This window comes from uncultured Hymenobacter sp. (assembly GCF_964243305.1).
In the GTDB taxonomy this organism is placed as follows: domain Bacteria; phylum Bacteroidota; class Bacteroidia; order Cytophagales; family Hymenobacteraceae; genus Hymenobacter.
Map to the genome: position 1 here is coordinate 61,388 of NZ_CAXTEF010000006.1, position 14,901 is coordinate 76,288.

At 62.7% G+C, this 14,901-nt stretch carries 14 protein-coding genes; 5 read left to right on the plus strand and 9 right to left on the minus strand.

The features are described from left to right. Positions 1 to 44: 44 nt before the first annotated feature. Positions 45 to 743: an XRE family transcriptional regulator gene (locus tag ACFE70_RS05890; RefSeq protein WP_375416794.1), complete on the plus strand. Its 699-nt coding sequence runs from the start codon at positions 45 to 47 to the stop codon at positions 741 to 743. A 185-nt stretch (positions 744 to 928) separates the two neighbouring features. On the opposite strand, the gene ACFE70_RS05895 is transcribed toward ACFE70_RS05890, so the two are convergent. Both ACFE70_RS05895 and ACFE70_RS05900 read right to left on the minus strand, forming a co-directional pair. After that, positions 929 to 1,270 carry a hypothetical protein gene (locus tag ACFE70_RS05895; protein ID WP_375416795.1) on the minus strand — a complete coding sequence of 114 codons (342 nt, stop codon included), beginning with the start codon at positions 1,268 to 1,270 and terminating at the stop codon, positions 929 to 931. A 236-nt stretch (positions 1,271 to 1,506) separates the two neighbouring features. Beyond that, a complete protein-coding gene (locus ACFE70_RS05900; protein ID WP_375416796.1) occupies positions 1,507 to 1,701 on the minus strand; it encodes a YqaE/Pmp3 family membrane protein in 195 nt (64 codons plus the stop codon). Between the two features lie 131 nt (positions 1,702 to 1,832). On the opposite strand from ACFE70_RS05900, the gene ACFE70_RS05905 reads away from it, so the two are divergent. Both ACFE70_RS05905 and ACFE70_RS05910 read left to right on the plus strand, forming a co-directional pair. Then, positions 1,833 to 2,486 carry an exonuclease domain-containing protein gene (locus ACFE70_RS05905; protein ID WP_375416797.1) on the plus strand — a complete coding sequence of 218 codons (654 nt, stop codon included), beginning with the start codon at positions 1,833 to 1,835 and terminating at the stop codon, positions 2,484 to 2,486. 161 nt (positions 2,487 to 2,647) lie between these two features. Further along, a complete protein-coding gene (locus ACFE70_RS05910) occupies positions 2,648 to 4,558 on the plus strand; it encodes a DUF294 nucleotidyltransferase-like domain-containing protein (RefSeq protein ID WP_375416798.1) in 1,911 nt (636 codons plus the stop codon). An 82-nt stretch (positions 4,559 to 4,640) separates the two neighbouring features. On the opposite strand, the gene ACFE70_RS05915 is transcribed toward ACFE70_RS05910, so the two are convergent. Together ACFE70_RS05915 and ACFE70_RS05920 are read right to left on the minus strand one after the other, a co-directional pair. Further along, positions 4,641 to 5,666 (minus strand): LacI family DNA-binding transcriptional regulator, encoded by a 1,026-nt coding sequence (locus ACFE70_RS05915; RefSeq protein ID WP_375416799.1) that lies wholly within the window; start codon positions 5,664 to 5,666, stop codon positions 4,641 to 4,643. 92 nt (positions 5,667 to 5,758) lie between these two features. Continuing rightward, positions 5,759 to 6,817 (minus strand): aldose epimerase family protein, encoded by a 1,059-nt coding sequence (locus ACFE70_RS05920; RefSeq protein ID WP_375416800.1) that lies wholly within the window; start codon positions 6,815 to 6,817, stop codon positions 5,759 to 5,761. A 447-nt stretch (positions 6,818 to 7,264) separates the two neighbouring features. Between ACFE70_RS05920 and ACFE70_RS05925 the strand changes: the two genes are divergently transcribed. Together ACFE70_RS05925 and ACFE70_RS05930 are read left to right on the plus strand one after the other, a co-directional pair. Then, positions 7,265 to 7,990, plus strand: coding sequence for a 2'-5' RNA ligase family protein (locus ACFE70_RS05925; protein WP_375416801.1), 726 nt, complete (start codon positions 7,265 to 7,267; stop codon positions 7,988 to 7,990). 153 nt (positions 7,991 to 8,143) lie between these two features. Continuing rightward, the gene (locus ACFE70_RS05930) at positions 8,144 to 8,329 is read left to right on the plus strand and encodes a hypothetical protein (protein ID WP_375416802.1); all 186 of its coding nucleotides are present in this window, start codon (positions 8,144 to 8,146) and stop codon (positions 8,327 to 8,329) included. An 89-nt stretch (positions 8,330 to 8,418) separates the two neighbouring features. On the opposite strand, the gene ACFE70_RS05935 is transcribed toward ACFE70_RS05930, so the two are convergent. The 5 genes from ACFE70_RS05935 to ACFE70_RS05955 all read right to left on the minus strand — a co-directional run bounded on the left by ACFE70_RS05935 (position 8,419) and on the right by ACFE70_RS05955 (position 14,825). Further along, positions 8,419 to 9,075, minus strand: a complete 657-nt coding sequence (locus tag ACFE70_RS05935) for a sterol desaturase family protein (RefSeq protein ID WP_375416803.1) — start codon at positions 9,073 to 9,075, stop codon at positions 8,419 to 8,421. 101 nt (positions 9,076 to 9,176) lie between these two features. Next, positions 9,177 to 9,731 (minus strand): shikimate kinase, encoded by a 555-nt coding sequence (locus ACFE70_RS05940; protein WP_375416804.1) that lies wholly within the window; start codon positions 9,729 to 9,731, stop codon positions 9,177 to 9,179. A 198-nt stretch (positions 9,732 to 9,929) separates the two neighbouring features. Beyond that, complete coding sequence (locus ACFE70_RS05945) at positions 9,930 to 11,009, minus strand: ABC transporter permease (protein WP_375416805.1); 1,080 nt, start codon at positions 11,007 to 11,009, stop codon at positions 9,930 to 9,932. Between the two features lie 184 nt (positions 11,010 to 11,193). Further along, a complete protein-coding gene (locus tag ACFE70_RS05950; RefSeq protein ID WP_375416806.1) occupies positions 11,194 to 13,428 on the minus strand; it encodes a TonB-dependent receptor family protein in 2,235 nt (744 codons plus the stop codon). 242 nt (positions 13,429 to 13,670) lie between these two features. Continuing rightward, positions 13,671 to 14,825 carry a BT_3928 family protein gene (locus ACFE70_RS05955; RefSeq protein ID WP_375416807.1) on the minus strand — a complete coding sequence of 385 codons (1,155 nt, stop codon included), beginning with the start codon at positions 14,823 to 14,825 and terminating at the stop codon, positions 13,671 to 13,673. Positions 14,826 to 14,901: the final 76 nt, after the last annotated feature.

The following is a 14,901-nucleotide window of genomic DNA, read 5'->3' on the forward strand; positions in this document are numbered from 1 at the left end:
AAATGACTACGCTTGAACGCAAAAAAATCAGCTCGGTTAGCCCAATGCCCTCATTGAGCATGGCCGAGCGGCTGAAAGTCATCAGGCAGGCTCGTGGCCTGACCCAGCAGCAAATGGCTGACCTATTGGAAATTTCGCGTCCTACGGTGGCCCAACTTGAAGGCGGCCGGCATCAGCCCAGCAGCGAGGTGCTGGAAACCATCGTAAAGCAATTGGAGGTCAGCCGTAACTGGCTCTGGTTCGGCAGCGGGCCGATGGAAGAGGCCAGTCGCGTTGGCGGCGACGTGCTCTACAAGGGCACGTTCGTTGTAGCCGACTATATCGACTGCCCGTTTGTGCCCGTGCCGGTGCGCGCCGGCTTCGTGGAGATGATTGGGCACGACGGCGACTACGGCCAGCTGCAGATGATTCGCATCTACAACCCTAGCCCCGAGTTGCGGAAAGATGGAACGCTGGTATTTGAGATTAACGGCGACTCGATGGAGCCGCAGCTTCGCGCCGGGATGCTGGTAGCCGTGACACCCATAGCATTTGAGGATATCAAGTATGCCGTGAGCGGGGTTTACGTGGTCGCGTTCAGCAATCAGCTGACTGTAAAGCGCATCAAGGACAACGACCTGATGGCTAAGCGGCACCTGGTGCTAAACTCCGACAACCCGCGGGCGGGAATGCTGACCGTGGCCGGGGAAGATATTCGCGGCCTGTGGAAAGTTGTGGATATTATCCGGGGTAGGGTAGAATAATTAGCATTTGGCCTGAACCGGGACACAAACCGGGACATAATCTGCCAAAATATGCTTTTTTGACGTTACAGACGGTTATCGCGCTCTCAGGAGGGAGCGCGATAACCGAGAATGCCCGCCCTGACCGGCGGGCATTCTTCGTTTTCAGGCTATTGAGAGCGCATTTTGGGTGGCAAATATGCTTATCAGCGGAAAAGCTGCCAGTTACAGTAACCATAGCCCAATATACATGCTCCGCTGGCAACTAGAGGTGCTTCTGTGGCGCGCAAATGGGTAAGGAATAAGGCGACAGACATTTGTGGGTCGAATACTCGGCTCCAATAACTAGCAAGGTCGAGCACTAGCACCAAAAGCATGAGCCCGCACTCCGCAATGGTTATCGCTCGCATCACGCGGTTCATTACCGCCCAGGTAAAGTACGGCGTGAGACGCTGCCATATCTTCGGAAAGTGATGACGCTTGCTGTAAATCGTGAGTAGGCCAGCTAACAGGCTAACCAGAATTTGAACAACGTGTAGGAAGCTCATGGCAGTGATGGAATAAAGGTGAAGAAGGGTAATCAGCAAACGAGGACCTATGCGATACGCAGATGGTTGCTCCAAGCCTTAGCTTACGCTACGGGCGACTTGGAGCAAAGCTGGTTTGCGCGGCGCAAATGCTCTCTCTGGCCCAGGCTTATAAATCGGCGAAGGAACCGGAAAGGTGCCGCCAGTTCACAGGTGGACGCGGCTGGCGGAGTAGCGCTGGAAATTTACTCCGACGTCTACCCCCGCCGCATCACCTCCAGCGTCTCGCGGTGGCGCTTTTCGGCCAAATCCTGGTTGCGCGACACCACGCCCCAGATGGCGGCCGGCAGCCAGCCGATGAGCGTGAATTGCAGAATAAAGCAGATGATGCCTTTGAGCACATGGCCGTTGAGCATCATCGAGAGGCCGGGAATGAGAATGGCTAAGAGCATGACTGAGAGAGGGAATAGTTGATAGTGCAAGCTACTTCCATTGCCGGAAATCTGAGCTGACTTGCCCGGTGGCGGTGCACTATATCCTGGGTTTAGTCGAACTTTAGGGCCCGCTTTTCTGCTACGCCGCTGTGCGCGACTACCTGCTCTTTATCGACACCGAAACCTCGGGCCTGCCCGCCAACTGGCAGCAACCCTACGCCCACAGCGCGGCCTGGCCGCACGTGGTGCAGGTGGCCTGGGTGATTTATGGGCGCGCGGGCGAGCTGATCAAAACCGAGAGCTACTACCTCAAGCCCGGCGGCTACGACATCAGCCCCGCCGCCGGCCGGATTCATGGCCTGACCTTGCAGTTTCTGGAGCAGCAGGGCCAGGGCCGCCACCTCGTGATGCAGCAGCTGCTGGATGATTTGCGGCGCTACGAGCCGCTGCTGGTGGGTCACTTCATGGAGCTGGACTTTCATATGCTCGGCGTCACGCTGCACCGCGCCGGGCTGCCCAACGGGCTGCTGGGGCTGCCCACGTTCTGCACCATGCGCCTGACCGACCGGTTTGTGCGGCCCGCCGGCCAGCGCTTTCTGCGCCTGCCGGAGCTGTATGAGCGCCTCTTCAACCGGCCGATGCTGCGCGAGCACGACGCCCTGCTTGACGCGCAAGCAACGGCCGCCTGTTTTTTTGAGCTGTGGCGCAAGGGTGATATCAACGAGGAAATGCTGGCCGCCCAAGTGCCACTGCGCCCGCCGGCAGAAGCCGTAGCATCGCGCTGGCGCCGGCTCTTTGGCTGAGCGAAGGGGGGTAGGGAAATGACGCCGACGGCCGGCCGGAGCCACTGACTCGGCCGTCAGCGCCAGCCGGATTTTTATCCTGCCCTACCCGGTGCCCATTCTGTTTGGGCTGACTTTTGCCGCCCGCGGCCCGAACTTCGCCGCTTACCCCCCTGCCCGCCATGAAACCCGACCGCCTTGACTTTCTGCGCGCCGTGGCGCCCTTTGCCGAGCTGCCGCCCGAGGTGCTGGCCGAAGTGGCCGGCCTGCTGGAAGAAGTTTACCACGCGCAGGAAGCCTTTATCTATGAGCAAGATGCCACCAAGATGCGCGGCCTCGATATCGTTGTGGAGGGCAGCTACGAGGCTTTTTTCTACGACAGCCAGCACCAGAAGCGGGTGCCCGAGCTGGTGGGGCCGGGCCAGTGCTACGGCGGCGTGTCGCTGCTGCTGAACAAGAAACGCTCGATGCGCACCGTACTGGCCCACAAGGGCACGCGGGTGCTGGTCTTGCCGCGGGCCGATTTTCGGGCCTTGTGTTTGGGCAACGAGGCGTTTTTCGGCTTCTTCACCACCCGCTTCGGGCGGCTGCTGCTCAATGACGAGTACGCCCATTTCGTGCGGCCCCGCTACCAAGGCGGCCCCAGCTACCTGGCCTCCGACCAGCTCTACTCCCGGCGCCTGGAGACAGTGGAGCTGCGCCCGGTGCTGAGCTGCCCGGCCCCTACCCCCACCCAGGAAGTGGCTCGCCGCATGGCCGAGGCGCGCAGCTCCTGCTACTTCGTGCTCGATGAATACGACCAGCGCATCATCGGCTACGTCACCGATATCACGCTGCGCGACAAGGTGGTGGCGGGCCTGGCCGACGCCCGCCAGCCCGTGCGCACGGTGATGGACGCGCCCATCGTGGAGGTGTCGGCCGACGCCTACGTGTATGAGGCGTTGCTGTTGATGTTTCGGACCAAAACGCGCTATCTGTTAGTCGAGAAAGACGGCGCCTACCTGGGCTTTATCTCCCGCAATAAGCTGCTCACCGACCAGGCGCAGTCGCCGTTTTTGTTTATTCAGTCGGTGCGGCAGGCCGGCACAGCCGGCGAGCTGCGCCGGGGCTGGCGGCAGGTGCCGGAAGTGGTGTATCAGCTGCTGGACCGGGGCGTGAAGCCCGAAATCGTGAACCAGGTCATCACGACCGTGGCCGACACCATCGCCCTGAAAGTCATTGAGAGCGTGATATCGGAGCTGGGGCCGCCGCCGGCCCGGTTCGTGTTTATGGTGCTCGGCAGCGAGGGCCGGCAGGAGCAAACCCTGCTCACCGACCAGGACAACGCCATCATCTACGAGGACAAGGCCAACGAGCAGCGCGAGCTGGTGCGCGACTACTTCCTGCGCTTTGCCGAGATGGTCTCCGACCAGCTTAACGCCATCGGCTTCAGCTTCTGCGACGGCGGCTTCATGGCCAAAAACCCGAAGTGGACCCACTCGCTCTCGCACTGGAAGCGTAACTACACAAGCTGGCTCACCGAGTCGGACCCCGAAAAGGTAATGAAGTTCGCGGCCTGCTTCGACTGCCGCTTTCTCTACGGCGAGGCCGCCATCATGGAGGAGCTGCAAGCCTTTCTGAGCGAGGAGCTGGCCCAGCCGCTGGAGCGGTTTTTCACCTTCATGGCCCGCAACGCCCTGCAATACGAGCCGCCGCTCACGTTTTTCAACAACATCCGCACCTTCGACTTGGGCGGCGGCCAGCAGGTCATCAACCTCAAGCGCACCATGTCGCCCATCGTGGATTTGGTGCGGGTGTACGCGCTCAAAAACCGCATCTTCGCCACCAACACCGGCCAGCGCCTGGCCGCCTTGCAGCAGGCCGGCATCTTCAGCGAGCCCGAGCACCAGGAGCTGGCCCACGCCTACTACTACCTGATGGGTTTGCGCCTGAAAAAGCAAGCCACCCAGATTATCACCGACAAAACCTTGCCCGACAACTATCTCGACCCCAAGCAATTGACCAAAGTAGAGCGGGTGACCCTGAAAGAGATTTTCAAAGTTATTGGCGAGTTCCAGCTCAAGATTAAGCTGGTTTTTGCCAGGGCGCTGTAGCGCGAAGTAGCGCGGATTTTGCAGTCCGCGAGTGCGCCGTTAAAGTCGTTCACCCGCGGACTATAAAGTCCGCGCTACTTCCCTACCCCCCCACTTTCAGCGAAGACTCCCGGATGAGCACCTGCGGCTCGAGCACGACGCGGCGGGGCTCAAAAGTGCCGGGGCGGGCGGCCAGCATCTCCAGGAAAAGGCGCACGGTTTCCTGGCCCATCTGCTCGCAGCGCTGGTCGACGGAGGAGAGGCGCGGCTCGGTGAAGGAGGTGAAGGTCTCGTTGCTGAAGCCGGCTAGAGCTACATCCTGGGGCACGCGCAGGCCGTTTTCCTTGAGCACCTGCATGGCCCCGACGCTGGCGAAGTCACTGGCGGAGAATATGGCCGTTGGGCGGGCGGCGGGGGGTAGGGCCAGCAGCTGGCGCATCCCGGCCGCCCCGTCTTTAAGCTTCATATTGCCGGTCACGATGAGCTGCTCTTCCACCGGCAGGCCGTGGGTGTGCAGCGCGGCCAGGTAGCCCTGCTGGCGGTTGCGGTAGATATTAAGATGCTGCGGGCCCGCAAAATGCCCGATGCGGCGGTGGCCCTGCTCAATCAGGTGGCGGGTGAGCAGGTACGCGCCCTGATGGTCGTCAATCACGACGGCGCTCACGTTCAGGCCTTCCAGCATCCGGTCGAAGAAGACGAGCGGAATCTCGCGCTGGCGTACTTTCTCGAAGTGCTTGAAGTCGTGGGTCGTGCGGGCCAGCGACACCAGAATACCCTCGACCTGGGCCTTGATGAGGATGTCGATGTTCTGCTTTTCGTGCTCCACATCTTCATTGCTCTGGCAAATCATGATGCTGAAGCCCGCCTGCCGGGCCACGGTTTCGATGCCGTGTACCACGGCCGAGAAGAACGTGCCCTCGATGTGGGGCACCAGCACGCCCAGCAGGTTGCTACGGCCCTTGCGCAGGCCGGCGGCCAGGTGGTTGGGGTGATAGTGCAGCTCCTGGGCCAGCTGCTGCACCCGCGCCTTGGTGGTCTCGCTGATGCTGGGGTGGTTGTTGAGCGCCCGCGACACGGTAGCCGTCGAAATGCCCAGCGCCTTGGCCATGTCGGCAATAGAAGCCCGCACGGGAGGATTCAGTTAGCAGTGAACAGTGAACAATGAGCAGTTTATAGGAAGCGGCTGACAGTTACTAGGCGACTGCTCACTGTTCACTGATTTTACTTACGCACCCCAAATTTATAAATCGTGGTTGATTTAAACGTCTCGCCGGGCCGCAGAATGGTGCTCGGGAACTTGGGCTGATTGGGTGAGTCGGGGAAGTGCTGGGTTTCGAGGCAGAAGCCGTAGTGCTGATTATAGACCGTGCCGCCCTTGCCTTTGAGCTTGCCATCGAGGAAGTTGCCGGAGTAGAACTGCACGCCGGGCTGGTCAGTCAGCATTTCCATCGTGCGGCCGGTGGTGGGCTCATACACGGTGGCCACGGCGCGCATTCCCTGGCCGTTGAGCACCCAGTTGTGGTCGTAGCCGCCGGGCGCCGGCCCTTCCACCTTCGCCAGCCGCTCGCCGATGGCGTGGGGCTGGCGGAAATCCATTGGCGTGCCCTGCACCGGGCGCAGTTCGCCGGTCGGAATCAGGGTGTTATCCACCACCGTGTAGCGGTCCGCGTTCAAGGTCAGCACGTGGCCGAAGTTGTTTTTGGCCTGCCCGTGGTGGAGGTTAAAGTAGCTGTGGTTGGTCAGGTTGAGGGGGGTAGGCTTGTCGGTCGTGGCGGTGTAGTCAATCTTGAGCGCATCGTCGTTGATGAGCGTGTAAACCACCGTGGCGGTCAGGTTGCCGGGGTAGCCTTCCTCGCCATCCTTGCTCAGGTACGTGAGCTTGAGGGTTTGCCCATCGGCCGACGTGCCGGGCTCGGCCTGCCAAACGACTTTATCAAAGCCCTTGACGCCACCGTGCAGGGCGTTGGGACCGTTGTTTTTAGCCAGCTGATACTTCTTGCCATCGAGCGTGAACTGCCCGTTTTTCAGGCGATTGCCGTAGCGGCCAATCAGGGCGCCGAAGTAGGGCGAAGCCAGCGGTCCCTCACCCTGGTAGTCAGCCAGCTTGTCGAAGCCGAGCACGATGTCGCCGAGCTGGCCGGCCTGGTCGGGCACAAGCAGGCTGGTGATGATGCCGCCGTAGTTGGTGATGGTAGCCGTGAGGCCGTGGGCATTGCTGAGCGTGAAAAGCTGCGTTTCAGTGCCGTCTTTGGTTTGACCGAAGGAAGTGACAGTGGGCATAGTAGAAGTAGAAGCGGAAGCTGCCGGAGCTGACGTAGCGGCGGATGATTCGGGAGTAGCAGCCGTTTGGGTGGCGGCCGGCTGGGAATCGCAGCCGGTCAGCAGTAGCAGCCCGGTCAGGCTGCCGGGTAGCCAGCGAACAACGGAAAAAGAAGCCATCGAGGAGAGAATAAAAGTGGAAAAGCACCAATACTGCCCGAAAAGTAGGCATTCCTTTCGAAATTGTGCAATCGTTTGCACAAATAATACCGGCACGGGTCGAAAGAATGCCGGCTGGCTCGGCCAGGCGGCTTCGCGGCGGCAGCGGGGGGTAGGGAGTCAGGCAGCACTTCGCGGGCGAACTATTGACCGCTCCATTTTGGGCTCGTCTGGCTGAGGCTTTGCCCGTTTCAGGCGTATTTAGTTCTGGCAGCACGCCACCCCGTTGGAGCCAACACTTCGTTTTCATTGCCTACCCCCCTCCTCCTGCCTGATGCCGCGCTGCGCGCCACCTACGATGCCCTGTTTGCGGCGGGCAGCGCGGCCTTGCGCGCCGGGCAGGCCACGCCCGACGCGTACTTGCGCGCGGCACCCCACCTCGATACCCGCCGCGGCCTCACGGTGCTGGCGGCGGTGCGCGGGCCGGCTGCCACGGCCATCGCGCGGGAGCAGGCGGCTTTGCGCGCCGCCGAGCCCGACCTTTACTACTACCCTTCGGCCGACCTGCACGTGACCGTCATCAGCCTGCTCACTGCCCGGTCCGGCCGCGAACCTGACCCGGCGGTTTCGGGGGCCTATGAGGCGCTGCTGCGCGAGCTGCTGGCGGGTGCGCCACCGCTGCGCCTGCGCTTTGAGGGCTTCACCCTCACGGCCGAAGCGATTCTGGCGCAGGGCTACCCCGATGTGGCGTTTCAGCCGCTGCGCGAGGCCATTCGCCGCGGAGCCGGCGCCCACGGCCTGCCTCTCGATGAGCGCTACCACAGCCCCACGGCCCACGCCACCATTGGACGGTTTGCGCAGGTGCCGCGGCAGCCAGCGGCGCTGGCGGGCTGGGTGGCGGCCCGCCGCGAGCTGCCGCTGGGCGAGGAAGTCATCACCGAGCTGCACCTGGTAGCCCACGACTGGTATAACCGCCAGGGCCGAAGCCAGCTGCTGGCCCGCCTGCCGCTGCTGGGCGGGGCCACGCCGGTCTGAGCACCGCGCCTTTCCGGCCGGCGCGTCAGGCTGCGTTCCGGGCTGGCCTTAACCTTTCCGGCGGCGGGCAAGTATGCGAGCATGAACCCGGCGGCCCGGCCGGCGATCAGGCCGTGGCTTCTCCGGCACTTCGCACCTTCTTACTCTCATCCCATGAAAAATCTTCGTCTGCCCGTGGTAGCCTTCCTCGTGCTGCTCTCCTTCGCCCTGACCAGCTGCGACGCCATTGAGGGCGTGTTCAAGGGCGGCGCCCTGTTTGGCGTCGTCGGCGTATTTCTGGTCGTGCTGCTGCTCTGGTTTCTGGTGCGCAAGATGCGCGGCGGCGGTGGCCCGGCTTAACGCTTCGCTGTAATGAAGAATGAGGAATTAGCGCCGTGGCCAATTCCTCAATCTCTATTCCTCATTCTTCATTAAGCGAAGCGGATTCCCTACTCCCCCGCTTTCGGCTCGCGGCCGGGCATGGTGCCGACGATATGGTCCCAGAGCGTGCTCGACACGCCGAAGGCCACCTCATCCTGCCGGTAGTGGTGCTGGGCGTGGTGAGTCCACCACACTTTAAGGAAATTCTTGGGCGGCGCGTAGGCGTGAATGGCGTAGTGCACAAACAGATACATGGCGTAGCCGAACGTGAAGCCGGCCAGAATGCCGAATGCCGAGGTGCCGAATACCAGCCGGAACACGAAAAACAAGAGCGACGAAACGAACACCGTCACGATGGGCGGCATGGCCAGCCGGGTTTTGTCTTTCGGGTATTCGTGGTGCACGCCGTGCATGGTATACTGAATCTTGGCCCGGCCCGGCGTGGTGGCGGGCAGGTGGTAGAGGTAGCGGTGCACGGCGTATTCCAGAAACGTGAAGCCGAACAAGCCCAGCAGAAACAAGCCCAGCGACGAGGCGCCCGACAGAAAGCCGTGGGTGAAGCCGTAGTAGAGGCTCAGCAGCGTGGTAGCCAGAAAGATGCCCACTGGCAGGGCAATGTGGGTGTGCGAGAGCCGCTCCAGCACCGGATTTTTAAACAGCTGAGCCGAGCCCTTGTGCTTGGGGCGCACCGCGGGCGGCGCCGGAGCGGCAGAGGTCATTTCCATATCAGATTACCAGAAAAGTTGAGTAGCTGACGAAGTAGTTGACGAAGGACAAAGCAAAGGGCAAATTTACGACCGGACCGCCAGACCGGCTTTAGAGGACCTTAGCCAGCCGAGCCGGCCCCGAAGCCGGCTTTCGCCAGCCGGGCCAGCACGCCGGCCAGCCGGGTATCGGGCAGCTGCAGCTGTGCTAGGGCGTAGAACCCCCGCCGGGCCACCAGGGTTTCGCGCAGCTGGGTTTCGAGGGCATCGGGGGCGCCGGGGGGGGTAGGGCCGGCGGCCGGCGCAGCGGCTAGCAGCGGGCGCTTAGCCAGGCCCCCGCGGCGCAGCCGGGCCGCCAGCACCGGCACCGGCACGTCGAGCCAGAGCGTAAGGCCCGCGGCTTGTAGCACCGCCAAGTTGGCGTGAAAGCAGGGCGTGCCGCCGCCGGTAGCCAGCACCAGCGGGCCGGGCCGCGCCACCACCTCGCGCAGGGCGTCTGCCTCCAACTGCCGAAAATACGCTTCGCCCTCGGCCGCAAAAATGGCCGGAATGGACCGCCCCGCGCGGGCCACGATAGCCGCATCGAGGTCGAGGAAGGGGTAGGCGAAGTGGGCGGCCAGCCGCCGGCCGAGCGTGCTCTTGCCGGAGCCGGGCATCCCGATTAAGCTGATTTTCAATTGACGGTTATTTCAGTGAGTAATAAGGCGGTCCTGCTGAGCTGGGCGCCGCGCCGCGGAGTCGAAGCATCTTGCGTGGTGAGCTAATCAAATTATACCAACGATTGAGTTACTTCCCCTGGCAAGATGCTTCGGCTGCGCTGCGCGGCGCCCAGCTCAGCAGGACCGCTTTCTTATTTACTATTCATTACTCATTACTTACCCCAGCTTCACGCGCGGGTCGAGCACGGCGTAGAGCACATCGACGGCAATGTTGACGAGCACGAAGATGGCGGCCACGAAGAGCGTGGCGCCCATCACGACCGGGAAATCCAGGTTCTCGACGGCGCGCAGGGTCACCGTGCCCAGGCCTTTCCAGTTGAAGATGTATTCGATGAAAAACGCGCCCGACAAGAGCGAGGCCAGCCAGCCCGACACGGCCGTGACCACCGGATTCAGGGCGTTGCGCAGGGCGTGACGCACCACCACGGCCCGCTCCGAAAGGCCCTTGGCCCGCGCCGTGCGGATGTAGTCCTGGCTCAGCACATCGAGCATACTGGAGCGCGTGAGCTGGGTGATGATGGCCAGCGGCCGGATGCCCAAGGCCAGTGCCGGCAGCAGCAGATTGCGCAGCACCAGGTGCCGCTCGGCCGTAAACGGGTCGGTTTCAAACAATTGCCCGGTCAGGCTCAGGCCGGTCCAGCTGCTCCAGTAGAAGCCGAAGCTCACGGCGATGACGATGGCGGCTACGAACGAGGGTACCGAAATGCCCAGCACCGTGGAACTCACCAGGATTCTGTCGAGCCAGGAATGGGGCCGCAGCGCCGCCAGCACGCCCAGCGCGATGCCGCCCGTGGAAGCCAGCAGCATGGCTGCCAGCGCCAGCCAGAGTGTGCCGGGAAAGTTGTCGATGAGCAAGCTCAGCACGTCCTTGTTGCTCTGAAACGAGCGGCGCAGATACGGCACCTTGAGCACCAATTCCCTACCCCCCTCTGCGCTGCCCAGGCCGCCAAGCGGCAGCAAGGCCAGCCCGCCGTAGCGGGCGCGGCTCACCGAATCGCGCGGGTGCACGCCCAGCGGCGAGACATCATTTAAATAGCCCAGCAGGCGGGCGGGCAAGGGCTGGTCAAGACCCAAATCAGCCTGGATGGCGGCCTTGGTGGCCAGGTCGGAGCGCTGCCCGGCCAGCAGCGCGGCGGGGTCGCCGGGCAGCACGTTGAAGAGCAGGAAGACCGTCAGGGCCACGCCCAACAGCACCAGGACACCCTGGGCGAGGCGGCGCAGCAGGAAAGAGAGCATAGGGCAAAGTAACGTGGAATTCAATTCCGCGCCCCGCCGCAGCGGTTTGTTGAAATTTCGCGCAGCGCTTTCTAATCTCCTAAAACAGTGAAAAGTTAAAACCCTGGCTACTATTGCGGTGGCCAGGGTTCTAACTTTTAACTTTTAACTCTCAACTCTTAACTGTTCTAACGCCCGCGCCGCCCTACAGCATCAACCCTAACCCCGCAAACCAGGTGCGCCCATCGGCGGGAAGGATGCCGGGGCCGGGGTAGCCGCCGGCGCGGCGGGTGAAGTAGCGGGCGTCGAAGACGTTGTTGAGGCCGCCGCTGAGGCGGTAGCGCTGCTCGCGGCCCATCTTCCAGGTGGCGGAGAGGTCAGCGACCTGGTAGGCGGGAATGCGGCCGGTCTGGGCGTTGGCGGTTGGGGCCTCGGTGTTGTTGGCGTCGGCGAAAGCTTCGCCCACGTGGCTGTACTGGGCCGTCACGGAGAGGCCTTTGTGGGCAAAGGTGAGGCCGGTGCGCAGCGTCTGGCGGGGCGCGTTCTCGACGTACTTGTTGCGCAGGTTGGTTTCCACGATTTGGGCTGCCGTGCCGCTGCCACGCAGCTCCGTTACGGGCTGGTTCTGGTAGCGGGCATCGAGCAGACTCAGGGCGGCGAACCAATCCAGGTGGGGTAGGGCGAAGTTGCCAGTAATCGAGTGAATCAAATCCAGCTCAGCGTAGGCTTCGAGGCCGTGGGTGCGGGTGCGGCCCAGGTTGGTGCGGAACTGCTGGGTCTGGCCCGCAGTGCCGCCCGGCACGGGCCGCCGGATGAGGCCGATACGGTCTTCGTAGTTCAGGAAAAAGTAGCCCACGTCGAAGCGCAGCCAGTTCTGGTAGTTGCCGCGGTAGCCGATTTCGGCGGTGTAGCCGCGGGCGTCGCGCAGGTTGGGGTCAATGACGTCGGCTGTGGCCGGGGGCACCAAATCGCCGAACAGCACCGGCCGGAAGGCGCGCGAATAGTTGGCGTAGAGGTTGGTGCCGGCCGAAACCTGGTACTCGGCAGCGAGGCCGTAGAGCAGCACGTGGCGGCGGCGGGCCTGGTCGGGCAGGCGGTTTTCGGTGCCGTTGGCGGCGCGGCCGAGGTAGCCCTGGCTCGTGTTGCGCAGGTAGTCGTAGCGCAGGCCCGGCGTGAGGCTGAGGCGGGTGCCGGCGCGCAACAGCACCTCGGCAAAGGCGGCGCCGTTGGTCGTGGTGAAGTCAAACTCGTTCGTGTAGCGGCCAGGGGCCGTCAGGCCCAGGTCGAAGTCAGTGCCGGTGCTGCCGATGCCACGCTGCTGGCGGTGGGTACTGGCGCGGTAGGCCCGCAGGCCGCTGGCCAGCGTGTGCGTGCGGCCCAGCAGGCTGAAGTCATGGGTCAGGCGCAGCTCGGCGCCGAGGTTGCGGTAAGCGTCGCGGTCTACCTGGCGGGCGGCATACTGCTGGGTGCGGCGGCTGATGGTGTCGGGGGCGGGCAGGCCGGCCACGAAGCCCACGCTATTGCGCTCGGCCACAAGGCCGAAAGTCTTCAGGGTCAGGCGGGTAGCACCTTCGTTGGCGCGGTAGTCCAGCGTCAGGGCCGGCAGCAGCCAGGGCGTGCTGAGCCAGTTGCGGGTGCGGGTGCTCTGGCGGCTGTCGGCGTCGAATTGCGCGTCGGTGAGGCCGCCGGGCTGTTGCAGGCGGTTGGTGAGGTAGCTGATTTCGGCGCCCAGGGTCAGGCGCTCGGTGAGGGCTACCTGCACGCCGCCGTGCAGGTTGTCGACGCTGAACTGGTTCGAGGGCCGCCAGCCGTTGCCTTGCCGGTGGTGGTAGTAGGCGTAGTAGTTGACCTGGCCCACGGTGCCGCCCACGGCATTGTAGGAGTTGAGCAGCCCGTTCGAGCCGGCCGTGTTGCTGGTTTCGACTTGCACTTGCTTATCGCGGGCGCCGCGCTTCAGCTCGTAGTTCAGCAGGCCGCCGAACTGCGGCCCGAACTGCAGGCCGGCCCCGCCGCGCAGGAGCTGAATGCGCTCGACGGCTTCCAGAGGCGGGGCGTAGTAGGCTTCGGGGTAGCCGAAGGCGTCGGCGCTGATGTCGTAGCCATTCTGGCGCACGTTGAACTCCCAGCTGCGGTTGGGACTCAGGCCGCGGGTGGCGATGTTGATTTGCTGGCCCGAGCCGTCGTTTTCCCAGACCATCAGGCCCGGCACGCGGGCCAGCACCTGGCGCATGTTGTTCTGGGGCAGGTTGGCGTCCACGTCGCGGGGCTTAATCAGCTCGTTGCGGCGGCCGGCCGTGATGGTCGTGCCCTCGACGGGGGCCGCGAAGTGGGTTGCGGCGCCGGTCACGGTGACTTCGGTCAGGCTCTGGCGCAGCTTGGCGGTGTCGGCTGCCGCCGGGCGCTGCTGGGCCAGCACCGGCGCGGCCAGGCCAGCTAACACGTTAATTGATAAAGCAGTAGCTACAGTTTGAGATATGAGTCGGGGTGGCATGACGAACCATTGAGGATAACAGATGCCTCAAAGGTACAGCCTTATTTAGAATGATTACAAATAAAATCGGCCCTACCCCTCTATGCCCGCCAACGTTGCCATCACCGACGCCGAGCGCACCGAACTTCTCGCCGAACAGCGCGCAAGGCGGCCAATATCTCAAACCCATTTGAAGCAGCGTTTGGCTAACGCTACAGTTTCTCCTCCACCTTGCCGATGGTTGGGATATCGTGGTAGTGGTACTTGGCTTTCACGACCCCATCTTTCAAGATAATAAAGCCCGGATTAGAGCGAATCATTGACTTGAGCACCGTCGCGTCGGCGTAGTAGTAGGGCACGGCGAAGTTGGCATTGTGGCGGAACACGTCGAACTCCTGGGGGCTGGAGCTGGTGATGATGAGTGGCGTGATGCCGCGGCGCGACTTTTGAGCGCCGGCGAAGAGCTGGTTGATGAGCACGAACCGGTCGCGGTCGGTTTTGTCGGTGTTCTGCACGATGAGTACCAGCTTGTTGCCTTGCAGCAGCTCCTGGGTGTAGTCGCCGGCATCATTCCAGACCCGGAAATCCGTGATTTTGGGGCCGGCCTCGGGGTTGAGGGCCACCATCTGCTTGAACGTCCAGGTCGAGTCGGGATAGGTCGTGAAGTCCTGGGTCTGGCCGTTTTTCTCCATGATGTACTTGTAGCGCAACGGCGCGCTGGCCTTCATAAGCTGGCCGATATTATTGCCCACCTTATAGGGCAGGAAGTCGAAATACGGCAAATGGCCCAGCGCCCGCACCCCGATGCCGATGGCAATGGCGGCGGCAAACGTCATCATCATCAGCCCCAGCGTGCCCTTGGCGAAGGTGCGCCGCAGAAAGCGCTGATTGAAAAACACCACCGCCCAGAGCCCAAGCAAAAACAGGTCTTTGCCAAACGAGGTCCAGGGCGTGAGCTTGATAAAGTCGCCGAAGCAGCCGCAGTCGGTGACTTTATTAAAAGCGGCCGAGTAGAAGGTCAGAAACCCGAAAAACGTGAGCAAGGCCAGCAGCACCCAAAGCACCGGCCGCAAATGCCAGCGCAAGAGCACCGCCGTGCCCAGAATCACTTCGGCCGCGCTCAGCAGAATCGAGAGCAGCCGCGAGCTGCTGGCCAAGGACTTGAATAAGCCGCTCAGCACGGGCAGATCGCGCGAGAATACGTCGAAATATTCTTCAAACTTCAGGGCCGTGCCCACCGGGTCGTTGAGCTTGACGAGGCCGGAAAAGATGAACACCACGCCCAGCAGCAGCCAGCACACGCGGGTGAAAACGCGCAGCGGGTGGGTAGCCGGCCGGGGCGCACTGACGAAAACGGAGGTAGCCATAAGATACAAAGTAAGCCGTTGGCAAACGCGCGCGCGGCAAGCAAAGTTTGGGGGCGAAGGGAGGGGTAGGGAAGTG

Coding starts and splice junctions, on each gene's coding strand:
- ACFE70_RS05935 (WP_375416803.1), bottom strand. CDS start 9,075: ATGGAAATGACCTCTGCCGCTCCGGCGCCGCCCGCGGTGCGCCCCAAG.
- ACFE70_RS05895 (WP_375416795.1), bottom strand. CDS start 1,270: ATGAGCTTCCTACACGTTGTTCAAATTCTGGTTAGCCTGTTAGCTGGC.
- ACFE70_RS05930 (WP_375416802.1), top strand. CDS start 8,144: ATGAAAAATCTTCGTCTGCCCGTGGTAGCCTTCCTCGTGCTGCTCTCC.
- ACFE70_RS05945 (WP_375416805.1), bottom strand. CDS start 11,009: ATGCTCTCTTTCCTGCTGCGCCGCCTCGCCCAGGGTGTCCTGGTGCTG.
- ACFE70_RS05900 (WP_375416796.1), bottom strand. CDS start 1,701: ATGCTCTTAGCCATTCTCATTCCCGGCCTCTCGATGATGCTCAACGGC.
- ACFE70_RS05955 (WP_375416807.1), bottom strand. CDS start 14,825: ATGGCTACCTCCGTTTTCGTCAGTGCGCCCCGGCCGGCTACCCACCCG.
- ACFE70_RS05890 (WP_375416794.1), top strand. CDS start 45: ATGCCCTCATTGAGCATGGCCGAGCGGCTGAAAGTCATCAGGCAGGCT.
- ACFE70_RS05920 (WP_375416800.1), bottom strand. CDS start 6,817: ATGCCCACTGTCACTTCCTTCGGTCAAACCAAAGACGGCACTGAAACG.
- ACFE70_RS05910 (WP_375416798.1), top strand. CDS start 2,648: ATGAAACCCGACCGCCTTGACTTTCTGCGCGCCGTGGCGCCCTTTGCC.